This window comes from Rhizobacter sp. (genome assembly GCF_031412495.1).
Lineage (GTDB): Bacteria > Pseudomonadota > Gammaproteobacteria > Burkholderiales > Burkholderiaceae_C > Schlegelella_A.
The window spans coordinates 1-15,310 of the sequence record NZ_JANODC010000041.1 but is presented as its reverse complement, the minus strand read 5'-3'; the positions used below and the strand labels follow the sequence as shown (position 1 = coordinate 15,310).

The 15,310-nt window shown below is 71.0% G+C and carries 16 protein-coding genes and 1 pseudogene; 6 read left to right on the top strand and 11 right to left on the bottom strand.

The window, feature by feature from the left end:
- From AC30N0_RS01535 to rfbB, 9 genes are all read right to left on the bottom strand, one after another.
- The coding region (locus AC30N0_RS01535; RefSeq protein ID WP_489516174.1) for an NAD-dependent epimerase/dehydratase family protein at positions 1–887 on the bottom strand (887 nt) is incomplete at its 3' end.
- Positions 887–2,236, bottom strand: a complete 1,350-nt coding sequence (locus tag AC30N0_RS01530; protein WP_489516173.1) for a nucleotide sugar dehydrogenase — start codon at positions 2,234–2,236, stop codon at positions 887–889. The genes AC30N0_RS01530 and AC30N0_RS01535, both read right to left, overlap by 1 nt.
- A gap of 7 nt (positions 2,237–2,243) precedes the next feature.
- Complete coding sequence (locus tag AC30N0_RS01525) at positions 2,244–3,155, bottom strand: NAD-dependent epimerase/dehydratase family protein (protein WP_489516172.1); 912 nt, start codon at positions 3,153–3,155, stop codon at positions 2,244–2,246.
- A 21-nt stretch (positions 3,156–3,176) separates the two neighbouring features.
- Positions 3,177–4,667: a mannose-1-phosphate guanylyltransferase/mannose-6-phosphate isomerase gene (locus tag AC30N0_RS01520; RefSeq protein WP_489516171.1), complete on the bottom strand. Its 1,491-nt coding sequence runs from the start codon at positions 4,665–4,667 to the stop codon at positions 3,177–3,179.
- A complete protein-coding gene (locus AC30N0_RS01515) occupies positions 4,664–5,035 on the bottom strand; it encodes a MarR family EPS-associated transcriptional regulator (protein ID WP_489516170.1) in 372 nt (123 codons plus the stop codon). Before AC30N0_RS01515 ends, AC30N0_RS01520 begins: the two co-directional genes overlap by 4 nt.
- Positions 5,036–5,091: 56 nt before the next feature.
- Positions 5,092–5,643, bottom strand: a complete 552-nt coding sequence (rfbC, locus tag AC30N0_RS01510) for a dTDP-4-dehydrorhamnose 3,5-epimerase (RefSeq protein WP_489516169.1) — start codon at positions 5,641–5,643, stop codon at positions 5,092–5,094.
- Positions 5,643–6,536: a glucose-1-phosphate thymidylyltransferase RfbA gene (gene rfbA, locus AC30N0_RS01505; RefSeq protein ID WP_489516168.1), complete on the bottom strand. Its 894-nt coding sequence runs from the start codon at positions 6,534–6,536 to the stop codon at positions 5,643–5,645. The genes rfbC and rfbA overlap by 1 nt, the downstream gene beginning before the upstream one ends.
- Entirely contained in the window at positions 6,533–7,444 is a 912-nt protein-coding gene (gene rfbD / locus AC30N0_RS01500; protein WP_489516167.1) for a dTDP-4-dehydrorhamnose reductase, read from the bottom strand. Before rfbD ends, rfbA begins: the two co-directional genes overlap by 4 nt.
- Entirely contained in the window at positions 7,441–8,505 is a 1,065-nt protein-coding gene (rfbB, locus tag AC30N0_RS01495) for a dTDP-glucose 4,6-dehydratase (protein ID WP_489516166.1), read from the bottom strand. Before rfbB ends, rfbD begins: the two co-directional genes overlap by 4 nt.
- Positions 8,506–8,587: 82 nt before the next feature.
- Here rfbB and AC30N0_RS01490 point away from each other — a divergent pair, with 82 nt between their 5' ends.
- Entirely contained in the window at positions 8,588–10,135 is a 1,548-nt protein-coding gene (locus AC30N0_RS01490) for a DEAD/DEAH box helicase (RefSeq protein WP_489516165.1), read from the top strand.
- A 30-nt stretch (positions 10,136–10,165) separates the two neighbouring features.
- On the opposite strand, the gene AC30N0_RS01485 is transcribed toward AC30N0_RS01490, so the two are convergent.
- Positions 10,166–10,942, bottom strand: a complete 777-nt coding sequence (locus AC30N0_RS01485) for an SAM-dependent methyltransferase (RefSeq protein WP_489516177.1) — start codon at positions 10,940–10,942, stop codon at positions 10,166–10,168.
- Between the two features lie 5 nt (positions 10,943–10,947).
- On the bottom strand, positions 10,948–11,553 hold the full coding sequence (locus tag AC30N0_RS01480; RefSeq protein ID WP_489516164.1) for a Maf family nucleotide pyrophosphatase: 606 nt from the start codon (positions 11,551–11,553) through the stop codon (positions 10,948–10,950).
- A gap of 52 nt (positions 11,554–11,605) precedes the next feature.
- Here AC30N0_RS01480 and AC30N0_RS01475 point away from each other — a divergent pair, with 52 nt between their 5' ends.
- The 5 genes and pseudogenes from AC30N0_RS01475 to AC30N0_RS01455 form a co-directional block, all read left to right on the top strand.
- Positions 11,606–12,160 (top strand): YceD family protein, encoded by a 555-nt coding sequence (locus AC30N0_RS01475; protein WP_489516163.1) that lies wholly within the window; start codon positions 11,606–11,608, stop codon positions 12,158–12,160.
- Positions 12,161–12,282: 122 nt separating this feature from the next.
- Complete coding sequence (gene rpmF / locus AC30N0_RS01470) at positions 12,283–12,465, top strand: 50S ribosomal protein L32 (protein ID WP_489516162.1); 183 nt, start codon at positions 12,283–12,285, stop codon at positions 12,463–12,465.
- 79 nt (positions 12,466–12,544) lie between these two features.
- The gene (gene plsX / locus AC30N0_RS01465) at positions 12,545–13,633 is read left to right on the top strand and encodes a phosphate acyltransferase PlsX (RefSeq protein ID WP_489516176.1); all 1,089 of its coding nucleotides are present in this window, start codon (positions 12,545–12,547) and stop codon (positions 13,631–13,633) included.
- Positions 13,634–13,698: 65 nt separating this feature from the next.
- Positions 13,699–14,676, top strand: coding sequence for a beta-ketoacyl-ACP synthase III (locus tag AC30N0_RS01460; protein ID WP_489516175.1), 978 nt, complete (start codon positions 13,699–13,701; stop codon positions 14,674–14,676).
- Positions 14,677–14,701: 25 nt separating this feature from the next.
- Positions 14,702–15,310: pseudogene (locus AC30N0_RS01455) on the top strand (ACP S-malonyltransferase); the annotation flags it as partial.

The following is a 15,310-nucleotide window of genomic DNA, read 5'->3' as shown; positions in this document are numbered from 1 at the left end:
CCTTCGATCTTGCCGATGTCGGGGCAGCGGCGCGACGTCTCGCCGGCCGGGGCCTCGCCCGGCACGATGGTCGCCGTCCGGCCGAACGAGGCCGCCACCTTGTGCGCGAGCTCGGCGACCGAGACCTCGTCGGTCGTGCCGACGTGATAGACGTTGAGGTGCTTGCCCTCGGTGAAGGCGAGGGCGCAGCCGTCGGTGAAGTCGTCGACGTAGACGAACGAGCGCGTCTGCCGGCCGTCGCCCTTTATCGGGAGCGAGAGGTGCCGGTCGGCCGAGGACTCGCACAGCTTGTGCACCCGGCCGATGAACTGCGGGACCACGTGCTCGTAGCCCATGTCGGGGCCGTAGACGTTGTGCGGCCGGACGACCACCACCTGCTCGAAGCGCTCGCGGCCGTAGTTGATCGCCAGCAGCTCGCTGATCAGCTTGCCGCCGCCGTAGCTGTAGCGCGGGTTGAGCGGGTCGGGGATCGACATCGGCACCGATTCGTCGGTGGGGACGCTCGGCGGCGTCTGGTAGACCTCCGACGACGACATCAGCCAGTAGCGCGGCACCTCGTGCCGCACGCACGCCTCGAGCGTGTTGAGCGCGCCCTTGACCCCCACCTCGAGCACCAGCTTGGGCTTCGAGTAGAAGAACTCGGTGCCGTTGACGAAGGCGAGGTGAGCAACGGCATCGACCCCGCGCGTCGCCTTGTCGACGGCGTCGGCGTCGCGGACGTCGCCCTGCACAAACTCGATCTCCTTGGCCACGGCCGCGAGGCGGCGCGGCCGGCCGCGCGAGTTGTCGTCGAGCACGCGCACGTTCCAGCCGCCGCGCAGGAGCTTGGTGACGAGGGCGGCGCCAAGGAAGCCGCTGCCGCCGGTGACGAGGACGGTCCCTGCCATCACTTGCGCCCCCAGGCCTTGGCCGAGCCGAGGCGGCGCATCGCCACGCCTTCGACCTCGGCCGCCTTCTCGTCCATCGGCAGCACCGACCAGACGTCGAACACGACGGCCGGGCGCTTCATCGACGCCGCCAGGGCATCGAGGTCGAGCCACTGGTACTTGGCGTTGTTGTTGGCGACGATGACGATGCTGGCGCCGGCGAAGGCGGCCTCGATCCTCGCAGGCTCGATGCCCAGCTCGGCGATGCCTTCGTCGCGGACGGCGAAGTCCTGGCCGCAGAGCTGCGCCTTGGGGAAGCGACGTCGCAGTGCCGCGATCAGCTCGATGGCCGGGGTGGCCCGGGTGTCGTCGGTCTCAGGCCGGCCCTTGAAGGCGACTCCGCAGATCGAGATCTTGGCGGCCGAGGCCGTCGCGTCCGCCGGCAGCTCGCGCAGCAGCATGTCGATGACCCGGTCCGACAGGCTCTCGTTCAGCGCCCGCCCTTCGCGCACCAGCGCGGGGACGAAGCCGAAATCGGTGAGGGAATCCTGGAGGATGTGCGGGTCCTTGTGCAGGCACGGGCCGCCGACGAAGCCGGGCATGGCGATCTTGGTCCGTTCATAGCCGGTGTTGGCGGCGCGGATCACCTCGATGCCGTCGAGGCCCGCGGCATCGCACAGCAGGGCCACCTCGTTGCCGAACGCGAACATGTGGTCGCGGTACGAGTTGTCGAGGAGCTTGATGACCTCGGCCGCTTCGAGCGAGCTGACCTTGATCGTCGTCGGCGTGAGCCGCTGGAAGATGCTGGTGGCGCGCCACATGTCGGCCTCGGTCAGGCCGCCGACGATCTGCGGCAGCGAGATGAGCTCCTCGAGCGCCTTGCCTTCCAGGGTTCGCTCCGGGCAGTAGGCCAGCCCGAAGGCCTTGCCCGACTCCTCAAGCCGCTTCAGCACGACGGCGCGGGTCGTGCCGAGCCGCACCGTCGAGCGCAGCACCACGAGGGAGCCGCCTGGCATGTGCTCGGCGACCTCGGCGGCCACGTTGCTCACCATGTCCATGCGCGGCCGCTGGTCGGCGCCGAGCGGCGTGCCGACGGTGAGAACGTAGGCGGAAGGGAGCGCGTCGGCCGGGATCTGGGCGATGCGCTCGACGAAGCTCAGCGTGCCTGCCTTCAGCGCGCGCTTCAGCCGGACCTCCAGCCCCTGCTCGAAGAAGTGCGGCACGCCGTCGGAGATCTTCGCGAGCACCTTGGGGTTGATCTCGGCGCCGTGGACCCGGAAGCCCCGCTCCGCCATGACGACTGCGAGCGTGAGCCCCACGTAGCCCATGCCGAGGATGCAGACCCTGTTGTCGGTGACCATGTGTTCCATCTGTCGTCTAGGCGTGGGTCGAGTACCAGTCGGCGGCGCGGCGAAGCCCTTCCTCGAGGCCGACCTCGCGCCGGAAGCCCAGCAGGCGTTCCGCCTTGGCCGGATCGAGCGCCCGGCGCGGCGCGCCTTGCGGCTTGGACGCGTCCCATTCGAGCCGGCCCTCGAAGCCGACGACGCGGCAGATCGTCTCGGCCAGGGTGCGGATGCTCACCTCCTCGCCGCTGCCGAGGTTGATGACCTCGCCGCGGGCCTGCGGGCGTTCGAGCGCCAGGAGCAGGCCGCGGGCGCACTCGTCGATGTAGAGGAGGTCGCGCGTCGCCGTGCCGTCGCCCCAGACGACGAGTGCCGCGTCGCCGCGGCGCCGGGCCTCGTGGGCGCGGCGGATCAGGGCCGGCACGACGTGCGACCTGGCTTCGTCGAAGTGGTCTTCCGGCCCGTAGAGGTTGGTCGGGATGACGTAGCTGTAGCTGAGCCCGAATTCCTCCGCGAGCGCGGCGGCGAGCGAATGCAGCTCCCGCTTGGCCAGCCCGTAGGCAGCGGTGTCGGGCGAGGGATAGCCGTCGTAGAGCGCGGATTCGGGGGTCGGGATGGGCGCCGCCTCCGGATACGCACACACCGTGGAGACGATGACCACGTGGGATGGCGAACGCATCGCTGCTGCCGCGCGCAGGAGGTTCACGCCCATGACGAGGTTCTCGGCGGCGACCCGGCCGGGATGGCGCCGGTGCAGGCCGATGCCGCCGACGAAACCGGCGGCATGGACGATCTTGGAAACCTCATGGCGGTCGAGGAAGCGCCGTACGGCGGCGCCGTCGAGCAGATCGAGCTCGACGCTGCGCGGCGCCAGGTGCGGCGCAGCCCCGAGCTGGCGCACGACGCAACGGCCCAGGAAGCCGTGACCGCCGGTGACCAGGATCACCGGAAGGGGCGGCCGGCCGCTTCAGCGCCGCCCATAGCTGTCCTCGAACCGCACGATGTCGTCCTCGCCCAGGTACGACCCCGACTGGACCTCGATGATCTCGAGCGGCACCTTCCCCGGGTTGGCCAGCCGGTGCGTCTCGCCGAGCGGGATGTACGTGCTCTGGTTCTCGGTGAGGATCGCGACCTTCTCGCCGTTGGTCACTTCCGCCGTTCCCGTGACCACCACCCAGTGCTCGGCCCGGTGGTGGTGCATCTGCAGGCTGAGCCGGGCGCCCGGCTTGACCATGATCCGCTTGACCTGGAACCGCGGGCCCTGGTCGACGTTCTCGTACCAGCCCCAGGGCCGATGCACGCGGCGGTGCACGCTGGCCTCGCTGCGGTGGCTGGCGTTCAGCGTGCCGACGAGCTCCTTCACCGCCGGGCTCTTCGACCGATGTGCGACGAGCACGGCATCGGCCGTCTCGACCACGGTGACGTCGTCGAGCCCGAGCACGGCGACGAGGCGGCTGGTCGCGTGGACGAGCGTGTTGCGCGAGTCGCTGAGCAGCGCGTCGCCCTGCGTCACGTTGCCGTCCCCGTCGTGGGTGCCGATCTGCCAGACGGCGTCCCATGCACCGAGGTCGCTCCAGCCGGCGTCGAGCGGGATCATGCGCACGTCGATGCCGGAGCCGGCGCGGCTCGCCGGTTCCATGACCGCGTAGTCGATGCTCTCGGGGGGGATCGCCGCGAAGGCCTCGCGGTCGTAGCGGTGAAACGAGGCATCGGCTGTGCCGCTGCGGGCCGCCGCTTCGCAGGCCTCGGCGATGTCGGGGCGGAACCGCGCCAGCGCCTGCCGCCAGGCGCTGGCGCGCAGGACGAAGACGCCGCTGTTCCAGAAGTAGCCGCCGTCGGCGAGGTAGCCCTCGGCGGTGGCCAGGTCGGGCTTCTCGACGAAGGCCGCGACCTTCGCTGCGCCGGCGCCAGCGCCGGCGGCCTCGGTCCGCATGTAGCCGTAGCCGGTGTCCGGCCGCGTCGGCCGGACGCCGAGGACGACGATGGCGCCGGCCTGAGCCGTCGCCACCGCCTGGCGCAGGGCCCCCGTGCAGGCGGCGAGGTCGGCCATCGCGTGATCGGCCGGCGTGACGACGAGCACCGGGTCGGCGTCGCCCTGCTCGCGGCCGGCGACGTCGATGGCCGCCAGCGTCAGCGCGGCGGCGGTGTTGCGTCCGAACGGCTCGAGCAGCACGCGCGCCGGTTTGAGGCCGATGGCGGCGAGCTGCTCGAGGACGGTGAAGCGGTGCTCCTCGTTGGCCACGACGCAGGGCGCCCGCACCGCGATGCCATCGCCGGCCAGTGCCCCGACGCGCAGCACGGCCTTCTGGAACAGCGTCTCGCCCTGCTTGCCGCCGTTGCCGAGCGAGAGGTACTGCTTCGGATGCAGGGCGCGGCTGAGCGGCCACAGGCGCGTGCCGCCGCCGCCGGCGAGGACGACCGGGACGACGGCGATAGCGGAAGCGGAGGGCTTTGTCATGGCTGCGGACCTCGTTGCTCGGCCAGGTCCTTGCGCAAGGCCGCGATCTGCGTGCGCAGGCGCACGAACTCGCGCTCCTTGCGGGCGAGGAAGGCCTGGGTCAGGTCGAGGCGCTTGCGAATGCCGCTCGGTGTCAGCACGTACAGATAGCCGAGCTTGTGGTCGCTGCGCTGGAAGTTCTGCGCCTTGACCCAGCCCTTGCCGAGCAGCGCCTTCAGCAGGTAGTGCGTCTTGCCGAGGCTCACGCCGAGGGCCCGGGCGAGCTGGCGCTGCGAGTAGTCGGGGTGGGCCTCGATCAGGCGGAGCAGCGCCACCGCGGCGTCATCGTTCGGCGCAGCGTCGGGCGGTTCTTCGGCAGGTGCGTTCATCGTTTGAACGCAGGAGTGTACAAGCGCGAGGCGACTCTCCGGCACGCGCGGGGCGCCTAGCGTGCAAATTGCACGTCGGCCAGCAGCGGCGCGGCCCGGTCCTTCTCGGAAAGGGTGTAGGCCGCGCCGATGTCGGGCCACGCGATCCCGATGGCCGGGTCGTCCCAGCGCACGCTGCGCTCTGCGGCCGGTGCGTAGTAGTCGGTCGTCTTGTAGAGGAAGTCGGCGTAGTCGCTCGTCACCAGGAAGCCGTGCGCCATGCCCGGCGCGATCCACAGCTGGCGATGGTTCTCGGCGCTCAGCTCCACGCCTTCCCACTGCCCGAAGGTCGGGCTGCTGGCGCGCAGGTCGACGGCGACATCGAACACGCTGCCGTGCACGACGCGAACGAGCTTGCCCTGCTGGTGCGGTCCGACCTGCAGGTGCAGGCCGCGCAGGACGCCCTTGGCCGAACGCGACTGGTTGTCCTGCACGAAGCTGACCGAAGTGCCGATCGCCGCCTCGAAGGCGCGCTGGTTGAAGCTCTCGAGGAAGAAGCCGCGCTCGTCTCCGAACACCTTGGGCTCGAGGAGGACGACGCCTTCCAGGCGGGTTCGCGTCACCTTCATCAGAACACCTTCGTGCTCGCAACCTGCAGCAGGTACTGCCCGTAGCCGTTCTTGCGCATCGGCTCGGCCATCGCCAGCAGCTCCTCGCGGCCGATCCAGCCCGAGCGGAAGGCGATCTCCTCCGGGCACGAGACCTTCAGCCCCTGGCGCTTCTCGAGCGTGGCGATGAACTGGCCCGCTTCCATCAGGCTGTCGTGCGTGCCGGTGTCGAGCCAGGCGTAGCCGCGGCCCATGACCTCGACGCTCAGCGTCGCGGCCGAGAGGTAGCGGGCATTGACGTCGGTGATCTCGAGCTCGCCGCGCGGCGACGGCTTGATCGCGGCCGCGACGTCGCAGACCTGCTCGTCGTAGAAGTAGAGGCCGGTGACGGCGTAGTTGCTCTTCGGCGCCGCCGGCTTTTCCTCGATGCTGAGAGCCCGACGCTCGGCGTCGAACTCGACCACGCCGTAGCGCTCCGGGTCGTGCACGTGGTAGGCGAAAACGGTCGCGCCGCTGGGCCGTGCCGAGGCCGCCGCCAGCATCGACTGCAGGTCGTGGCCGTAGAAGATGTTGTCGCCCAGCACCAGCGCGCTCGGGTGGCCGTCGACGAAGCGGCGGCCGAGGATGAAGGCCTGCGCCAGGCCGTCGGGGCTGGGCTGCACGCAGTAGCTGAGGTTGATGCCCCACTTCGACCCGTCGCCGAGCAGGGCCGCGAAGCGCGGCGTGTCCTGCGGCGTGCTGATCAGGAGGATGTCGCGGATGCCGGCCAGCATCAGCGTGCTGAGCGGGTAGTACACCATCGGCTTGTCATAGACCGGGAGCAGCTGCTTGCTGAGCGCGAGCGTTGCCGGATGCAGGCGCGTGCCGGAGCCGCCGGCGAGAACGATTCCTTTGCGAGGCCGGGCCTGGGTCATGCGGTTTCCTGTCGGGCGGCGACTTCCTCGAGCATGCGCTCGACGCCGTATTGCCAAGGGGGAAGGGCGAGGCCGAACGCATCGCGAAGCTTGGTCGTCGCCAGCCGCGAATTCTTCGGCCGGGTCGCCGCCTGCGGGTAGGCGCTGCTGGGGACGGGCTGAATGCGGTCGGGCGCGACGCGCACCGGCCGGCCGAGCCGCTGCGCGACTGCGAGCACGTGGCGGGCGTAGCCGTGCCAGCTGGTCTCGCCGGCAGCCGTGGCGTGATAGGTGCCGGCCAGCTCCGGCGCCGCAGACACGGCGCGCCAGGCGTGCGCGGTGATGTCGGCCAGCAGGTCGGCGCCCGTCGGTGCGCCGACCTGGTCGTCGATCACCGACAAGGTGTCGCGTTGCGTCGCCAGGCGCAGCATCGTCTTGGCGAAGTTGTCGCCGCGCGCCGAGTAGACCCAGCTCGTGCGCAGGATCAGGTGCCGGCAGCCGCTGCCCCGGATCAGCGCCTCGCCCTCGAGCTTGCTGCGGCCGTAGGCGTTCAGCGGCCCCGTGGGCGAATCCTCCTGCCACGGTGCGCTGCCGCTGCCGTCGAACACGTAGTCGGTGCTGTAGTGGATCAGCCAGGCGCCCGACGCCGCCGCAGCCCGCGCGATCACGCCGGGCGCCTCGGAGTTGACGCGCTGCGCCCGCGCGCCGTCGGTCTCGGCACGATCGACGGCGGTGTAGGCGGCGGCATTGACGATCAGCGCTGGCGCCACCCGGTGCACGACGGCGGCGAGCGACTCGGGCTCGTCGAAGTCGGCCGGCCCGGCTGCGTCGCCTCGGGCGTCGAGCGCGGTCACCTCGCCCAGCACCGCCAGCGAGCGCTGCAGTTCCCAGCCGAGCTGGCCGTTCCTGCCGAACAGCAGGATCTTCATGCGAGGCGGCGGTCGTAGTTGGCTTCGACCCAGTCGCGGTAAGCGCCGGTCTGCACGCGCTCGACCCAGGCGCCGTGCTCGAGGTACCAGCGCACGGTCTTGCGCAGCCCCGACTCGAAGGTCTCGCTCGGCCGCCAGCCGAGTTCGCGCTCGATCTTGCGCGCGTCGATGGCGTAGCGCCGGTCGTGCCCGGGCCGGTCGGTCACGTGGGTGACGAGGCGGGCGTAGGGGCCGTCGGGGTGCGGCTTCATCTCGTCGAGCAGAGCGCACACCGCGTGCACGATCTCGAGGTTCGGCTTCTCGTTCCAGCCGCCGATGTTGTAGGTCTCGCCGACGCGGCCGCGGGCCAGGACCGCGCGGATCGCGGCGCAGTGGTCCTCGACGTAGAGCCAGTCGCGCACCTGCTGACCGTCGCCGTACACGGGCAGCGGCTTGCCGGCCAGGGCGTTGACGATCATCAGCGGGATGAGCTTTTCGGGGAAGTGGAACGGGCCGTAGTTGTTGCTGCAGTTGGTGGTCAGCACCGGCAGGCCGTAGGTGTGGTGCCAGGCTCGCACCAGGTGGTCGCTCGCCGCCTTGCTGGCCGAATAGGGGCTGTTCGGCTCGTAGGTGTCGGATTCGCGGAACGCCGGGTCGGTCTTGCCGAGCGAGCCGTAGACCTCGTCGGTCGAGACGTGCAGGAAGCGGAACGCCGCCTTCTCGTCGGCCGGCAGGGCGGCCCAGTGCGCCCGAGCGGCTTCGAGCAGCGTGAACGTGCCCTGCACGTTGGTGCGGATGAACTCGGCGGGCCCGTGGATGCTGCGGTCGACGTGGCTCTCGGCCGCGAAGTGGACGACGGCGCGCGGCCGGTGCTCGTCGAAGAGGCGGTCGAGGAGCGGGCGGTCGCAGATGTCGCCGCGCACCAAGGTGTGCCGGGCGTCGCCCGCGAGGGAGGCCAGGTTCTCGGTGTTGCCGGCGTAGGTGAGCGCGTCGACGTTGAGCACCGGCTCGCTGCCCTGGGCCAGCCAGTCGAGAACGAAGTTGGAGCCGATAAAGCCGGCCCCGCCGGTGACGAGGATCATGTGGGCGCGAAAAAGCCTCGAATTCTATGCGCCCGGAACCTGCTTCCCTTGCCGCTCGGCCAAGCGCCCCGATAATGTGGAGATGACCGAAACAGATCACGAAAACGCCTCCTTGCAAACCCCTGCCGAACCCGCCGGCACCCTCACCGCCGCCGCGACCGCCGCCGCAGAGCCCGAGACCGCTCCTTCCCTGACCTTCTCCTCGATCGGCCTGTCGCCGGTCCTGCAGCGCGCCGTCGCCGACCAGGGCTACACGACCATGACTCCGATCCAGGCCAAGGCGATCCCCATCGTCCTGGCTGGCCGCGACGTCATGGGCGCCGCGCAGACGGGCACCGGCAAGACGGCGGCGTTCTCGCTGCCCCTGCTGGAGAAGATGCTGCCGCACGCCAACGCCAGCATGTCGCCGGCGCGGCATCCTGTCCGCGCCCTCGTGATCGCGCCGACGCGCGAGCTCGCCGACCAGGTGGCCGACAACATCAAGGGCTACGCCGCGCATTCCAAGCTACGCTGCGCGGTGGTTTTCGGCGGCATCGACATGAAGCCGCAGACGCTCGAGCTGAAGCAGGGGGTCGAGGTGCTGGTCGCCACGCCGGGCCGCCTGCTGGACCACATCGAAGCCAAGAACTGCGTCCTGAACCAGGTCGAGTACGTGGTGCTCGACGAGGCCGACCGGATGCTCGACATCGGCTTCCTGCCCGACCTGCAGCGGATCCTGTCATACCTGCCCAAGCAGCGGCAGACGCTGCTGTTCTCGGCGACGTTCTCGCCCGAGATACGGCGCCTGGCCGAGAGCTATCTGCAGGACCCGATCCTGGTCGAGGTGGCACGCCCGAACGCGACGGCGACCAACGTCGAGCAGCATTTCTACAGCGTCTCGACCGACGACAAGCGGCGTGCCGTCCTGAAGCTGCTGAAGGAGCGGTCGATCGGGCAGGCGCTGATCTTCGTCAACTCGAAGCTCGGCTGCGCCCGGCTCGCCCGCTCGTTCGAGCGCGACGGCCTGCGCACCAACGCCCTGCACGGCGACAAGTCGCAGGACGAGCGGCTGAAGGCGCTCGAGGCGTTCAAGAAGGGCGAGGTCGACGTGCTTGTCGCCACCGACGTCGCGGCGCGCGGCCTCGACATCGTCGACCTGCCGGCGGTCTTCAACTTCGACGTGCCCTACAACGCCGAGGACTACGTCCACCGCATCGGCCGGACGGCGCGCGCCGGCGCCTCGGGGCTGGCCATCACCCTCGTCTCGCGCGAGGACGCGCGCCTGGTCGGCGACATCGAGAAGCTGATCCACAAGAAGATCGAGCTCGAGCCGCTCGAGCTCGACGACGAATCGATGCGGCGCCCGGTCCGCGAACGCGCCCGCCGCGACGACGACGAGGTCGCCGAGCGCGCGCCGGCGTCTGCCGAAGCCCGTGCCACGGCGCCTGCACGCAGCCCGGTCCGCGCGGCGCCGCGGCCGTCGAGCGATCCCTTCTTCGACAAGCCCTACGAGCCGACCGCTTCGGACGCCGAGCCCGCCTGGGAGAAGCGCGCCGTGCCCGCCGGCCGTGGCCTGTCGCCGAACATCAAGCCGAAGAAGAGGGTCGCGGCCCTGTTCGGTGCCAGGGCGACCGAGCCGGCCGAGTCCTGAAGTCGCGGGCGGGCGAAGGCGGGCCGCCGCTCAGCGCGCCTGGATCGAGAACACGGCCGGCAGGTCGGCCGGCAGCCGGAGCGGCCGCGAGCGCCAGGCCGACACGGGCTCGCTGCGCGTCGACTCCGCCGCCGTCGTCAGGCCGGCGCTGACCGACAGGACGGTGCCCGGCTGGAGCTGTGCCACCAGCGCCGCAAGCAGCGCCTGGTTGCGGTAGGGCGTCTCGATCATCACCTGCGTCTGCCCATCGCGCCGCGACAGCGACTCGAGCTCGCGGATGCGGGCGCCGCGCGCATCCGCCTCGATGGGCAGGTAGCCGACGAAGGCGAAGCTCTGGCCGTTGAGCCCGCTCGCCGCCAGGGCCAGGGCGATCGAGCTCGCGCCCGGCAGGGCGACCACGCGGATGCCGGCCGCATGCGCCGCTTCGACGATGGTCGCGCCCGGGTCGGCCAGCCCGGCCAGCCCGGCTTCCGAGAGCAGGCCCATGTCCGACCCGGCGCGGGCCGCATCGAGCAGGGCGAGCGTGCGAGGCTCGCGGCCGGCGTGCTCGCGTGCTGACGCCGGCCGCCCCTTCTGCGGACGGGCCAGCTCGACGATCGAGATCGCCTGCAGCGGGCGGCTCAGCGGCACCACCGCGTCGACGCGCTTCAGGAAGGCGCGCGTCGTCTTGGCGTTCTCGCAGACCCAGTGCTCGAGCCGCGCCGCGACCCGGATCGCCGCCATGGGCAGCAGCTCGCCCAGGTTCGGCGCCGAGCCGGCGATGCCGAAGTCGAGCGTGTTCGGGACCAGATAGAGCGAGCCGGTCACAGCCGTCACGGCGCGGCCCCCGCAGCGGCGAGCGGGTCGATCCCGGCGCGGCGCAGGAGTGCGCAGGTGCGGATCAGGGGCAGGCCGACGAGGGCGGTGGGGTCGTCGGATTCGATCGATGCGAGGAGGGCGATGCCGAGGGTCTCGGCCTTGGCGCTGCCGGCGCAGTCGTACGGCTGCTCGGCGCGCAGGTAGCGCTCGATCTCGTCGTCGTCGAAGTCGCGGAAGCGGACCGTCACCGAGGCGATCTCCACCGCCCGCAATCCCGTGGCCCGGCAGACGACCGCGACCGCGGTGTGGAACAGCACCATGCGCCCGCGCATCGAGCGCAGCTGGGCAATGGCGCGCGGGTGGTCGCCCGGCTTGCCGATGCTGCGACCGTCGAGGTCGGCGACCTGGTCCGAGCCGATCACCACGGACTCGCGGTCACGGTCGGCGATGGCCTCGGCCTTGGCCAGCGCCAGGCGCTCGGTGAGATCGACCGGCCGTTCGCCGACCAGCGGCGTCTCGTCGACCTCGGGCGAGCGCACCTCGAACGGCAGGCGCAGCCGGGCCAGCAGCTCGCGCCGGTACGGCGAGGTGGAAGCGAGGATCAGGCGACGTGCCGGCATGAGCCATTTTCCCACCCCGGCAACCGGGTTCCGGCCGACCTACACTGGGCCGATGGCCTCGACTCGCCCGCCGGATCCGCGCAAGCTCGACCTCGCGCCGCTGGCCGCGACCGGGGCCGAGCTCGCCGGCGAGTGGCGCCAGGACAGCTTCGCGCGGCTGCGCTCGGCGACGCTGCCGGAGGAGCCTTCGGAACCCTCGTCCGTGCGCTTTCGTGCCCTCGGCCACCGCGCTGCGCTCGAGGGCGGCGGCACGCAGGCGGCCCTCCGCCTCGAGGTCGATACCGAAGTCCGTCTCGAGTGCCAGCGTTGCCTGCAGCCGATGACGGTTCCGCTCCACATCGGGCGCCGTTTCTTCTTCGTTCCCGGAGAAGATGCAGCGGCAGCGTTGGACGCGGCCGGCGAGGAAGACGTGCTCGCCCTCGTGCCCTCGTTCGACCTGCACGTGCTCGTCGAGGACGAGCTGCTCCTGGCCTTGCCGATCGTGCCGCGCCACGACGTCTGCCCGGTGCCGGTGCCCCTGCAGTTCGAAGAGGATGTGCCGGCCGCGGAGCCTCAGGGCCATCCCTTCGCCGCTCTGGCGGCACTCAAGCGCAGCAAGCCCGCCTGAGCCCGCCGGCGACCTCTCGAGGGGGCTCGCGCTGCTACAATCTTGGGCTTTTCGCGATCGCTCGGCGCTGGCCGGGCCCCGCATCGCGCCGCCCGCCCATCGCGGGCCAGAGGAGAACCCCCATGGCCGTTCAGCAGAACAAGAAGTCGCCCTCGAAACGCGGCATGCACCGTGCGCACAACGCGCTCGCCAAGCCCGGCATCGGCATCGAGCCGACCACCGGCGAGACCCACTTGCGCCATCACATCAGCCCGACCGGCTTCTACCGCGGCCGCAAGGTGCTGAAGACCAAGGCAGACGCCTGATCCGAGTCTTCGCGTGAGCCCGGCCGGCGCTCCGGCTTCGCCCCCGACGCACCCCGTGGCGGCAATTTCCGGCTCCACGATCCGCATCGCCGTCGACTGCATGGGCGGCGACCACGGCCCCTCCGTCACCTTGCCGGCCTGCCGCGCCTTTCTCGCGGCGCATCCCGAAGCCGAGCTCGTCCTGGTCGGCCGCCCGGAGGCGCTCGCGCCGGCCGCCGGCTGGGCCCGCTGCAGCCTGGTCGAGGCGACCGAGGTCGTCGAGATGACCGACTCCATCGAGACCGCCCTGCGCCGCAAGAAGGACTCCTCCATGCGGGTCGCGGTGAGTCAGGTCAAGCCCCAGGACCAGCACGCGTCCATCGCGCAGGCGTGCGTCTCGGCCGGCAACACCGGCGCGCTCATGGCCGTGTCCCGCTACGTGCTCAAGACCATCGACGGCATCGATCGGCCGGCGATCGCCACGGTGATGCCGAACGAGCGCGACGCCTTTACGACGGTGCTCGACCTCGGCGCCAACGTCGATTGCACGGCCCAGCACCTGCTGCAGTTCGCGGTCATGGGCAGCGCCCTGGTCGGCGCCGTCGGCGGCAAGGCCGATCCCACGGTGGGCCTGCTCAACATCGGCGAAGAGGAGATCAAGGGCGCCGAGGCCGTCAAGGAAGCGGGCGAGCTGCTCCGCGCCGCAGCGGCCGCCGGGGTCGTCAACTTCTATGGCAACGTCGAGGCGACCGATATCTTCAAGGGCACGACGGACATCGTGGTCTGCGACGGCTTCGTCGGCAACGTCATGCTGAAGACGGCCGAGGGCCTGGCCTCTCTGCTGACCAGCTTCATCAAGCAGGAGTTCAGGCGCAGCGCCCTGACCCAGCTGGCCGCGCTGGCGGCCCTGCCGGTGCTGAACCGCTTTCGCAAGCGCGTCGACCATCGGCGCTACAACGGCGCGGCCCTGCTCGGCCTGCGCGGGCTGGTGTTCAAGAGCCACGGATCGGCCGATGCGTTCGCTTTCGAGCAGGCGCTGAACCGAGCCTACGACGCCGCCCGGAACGGCTTGCTCGACCGGGTTCAGCAGCGCATCCAGGCGACGCTGGCGGCGATGCCCGGGAACGTCGTCCCGTTGCGGACGGGCACGCTGCCGCCGTCGCCTGTGGGCTCGCTCCACTCCGCATGAGCCGCACGGCCGTTCCGAAGGCGAATACCGGAGCGCGCAGCGCGGAGGGTAGCCAATGGAGCGCCGTGCCGCGGTTCTCGCGCATCACCGGCACGGGCGGCTTCCTGCCCGGGGCGCCGGTCAGCAACGCCCAGCTCGCCGAGCGGCTCGCCCGCGACGGCGTCGAGACGTCCGACGACTGGATCGCCGAGCGCACCGGCATCCGCTTCCGCCACTTCGCCACGCCGGAGCTCGCCTGCAGCGATCTCGCCGTTGAGGCGGCGAGGCGTGCCTTGGAAGCCGCCGACTGCGACCCGCATGCGATCGATCTCATCATCGTCGCGACGTCCACGCCCGACATGGTGTTCCCATCGGCCGCCTGCATCGTCCAGCAGAAGCTGGGCGTGGCCGGCTGCGCCGCGTTCGACGTGCAGGCGGTCTGTTCCGGCTTCGTCTACGCCCTGACGGTCGCCGACGCGATGATCAAGAGCGGGGCGGCGCGCAGGGCCCTGGTCATCGGCTCCGAGGTGTTCTCGCGCATCCTCGATTTCAGCGACCGGACCACCTGCGTGCTGTTCGGCGACGGCGCCGGCGCCGTCGTCCTCGAGGCCAGCGACGAGCCCGGGATCCTCGCCAGCGAGCTGCATGCCGACGGCCGCCATGTCGGCATCCTCTGCGTTCCCGGGCACGTCGCGGGCGGCCACGTCCTCGGCGATCCGCTGCTCAAGATGGACGGGCAGGCGGTGTTCAAGCTTGCCGTGCACGTGCTGGAGGACGTCGCCCGTTCGGTGCTCGCGAAGGCCGGTCGCGTCGCGGCGGACGTCGACTGGCTGATCCCGCACCAGGCCAATATCCGCATCATGCAGAGCACGGCGAAGAAGCTGAAGCTGGCCCCGGAGAAGCTGGTCGCAACGGTCGCCCGCCACGGCAACACCTCGGCCGCGTCGATCCCGCTCGCCCTCGACGACGCGGTTCGGGCGGGCACGATCCGGCGCGGCGACACGGTCATGCTCGAAGGCGTGGGCGGCGGCTTCACCTGGGGCGCCGTGCTGCTCGACCTCTGATGCGCTCCACCATCCTGCTCTCGCCATGAAACCGTTCGCCTTCGTCTTCCCGGGCCAGGGCTCGCAGTCGGTCGGCATGCTCGACGCGTGGGGCGACAACGCCGCCGTCCGGCTCACCCTCGAGGAAGCCTCGACGGCGTTGGGCGAGGACGTCGGCCGGCTAATCCGCGAGGGGCCGAAGGAGGCCCTCGATCTCACGACCCACACCCAGCCGGTGATGCTCACCGCCGGGGTGGCCTGCTACCGCGCCTGGCTCGCCGAGGCGCAGGCGGCGCCGGCGGTGGTCGCGGGGCACTCGCTCGGCGAGTACACCGCCCTCGTCGTCGCCGGTTCGCTCAGCCTCGCCGATGCCTTGCCGCTCGTGCGCTTTCGCGCCAGGCGATGCAGGAGGCGGTGCCCGTCGGCGTCGGCGCGATGGCTGCGATCCTCGGCCTCGACGCTGCGGCGGTCGTCGCCGGCTGCGAGCAGGCGGCGCGCGAAAGCGGCGAGGTCGTCCAGGCGGCCAATTTCAACGACCCGAAGCAGACCGTCATCGCCGGCACGAAGGCGGGCGTGGCCAGGGCCTGCGAGCTGCTCAAGGCGAGCGGGGCGAAGCGGACCCTGCCGCTGCCGGTGTCGGCACCGTTCCATTCGG

What these genes read in the sequence shown, in the direction of transcription:
- AC30N0_RS01520 (WP_489516171.1), bottom strand. Translation starts at nt 4,667, where the DNA reads ATGACAAAGCCCTCCGCTTCCGCTATCGCCGTCGTCCCGGTCGTCCTC.
- AC30N0_RS01515 (WP_489516170.1), bottom strand. Translation starts at nt 5,035, where the DNA reads ATGAACGCACCTGCCGAAGAACCGCCCGACGCTGCGCCGAACGATGAC.
- AC30N0_RS01490 (WP_489516165.1), top strand. Translation starts at nt 8,588, where the DNA reads ATGACCGAAACAGATCACGAAAACGCCTCCTTGCAAACCCCTGCCGAA.
- rfbD (WP_489516167.1), bottom strand. Translation starts at nt 7,444, where the DNA reads ATGAAGATCCTGCTGTTCGGCAGGAACGGCCAGCTCGGCTGGGAACTG.
- rfbC (WP_489516169.1), bottom strand. Translation starts at nt 5,643, where the DNA reads ATGAAGGTGACGCGAACCCGCCTGGAAGGCGTCGTCCTCCTCGAGCCC.
- rfbA (WP_489516168.1), bottom strand. Translation starts at nt 6,536, where the DNA reads ATGACCCAGGCCCGGCCTCGCAAAGGAATCGTTCTCGCCGGCGGCTCC.
- AC30N0_RS01530 (WP_489516173.1), bottom strand. Translation starts at nt 2,236, where the DNA reads ATGGAACACATGGTCACCGACAACAGGGTCTGCATCCTCGGCATGGGC.
- AC30N0_RS01480 (WP_489516164.1), bottom strand. Translation starts at nt 11,553, where the DNA reads ATGCCGGCACGTCGCCTGATCCTCGCTTCCACCTCGCCGTACCGGCGC.
- rpmF (WP_489516162.1), top strand. Translation starts at nt 12,283, where the DNA reads ATGGCCGTTCAGCAGAACAAGAAGTCGCCCTCGAAACGCGGCATGCAC.
- AC30N0_RS01475 (WP_489516163.1), top strand. Translation starts at nt 11,606, where the DNA reads ATGGCCTCGACTCGCCCGCCGGATCCGCGCAAGCTCGACCTCGCGCCG.
- rfbB (WP_489516166.1), bottom strand. Translation starts at nt 8,505, where the DNA reads ATGATCCTCGTCACCGGCGGGGCCGGCTTTATCGGCTCCAACTTCGTT.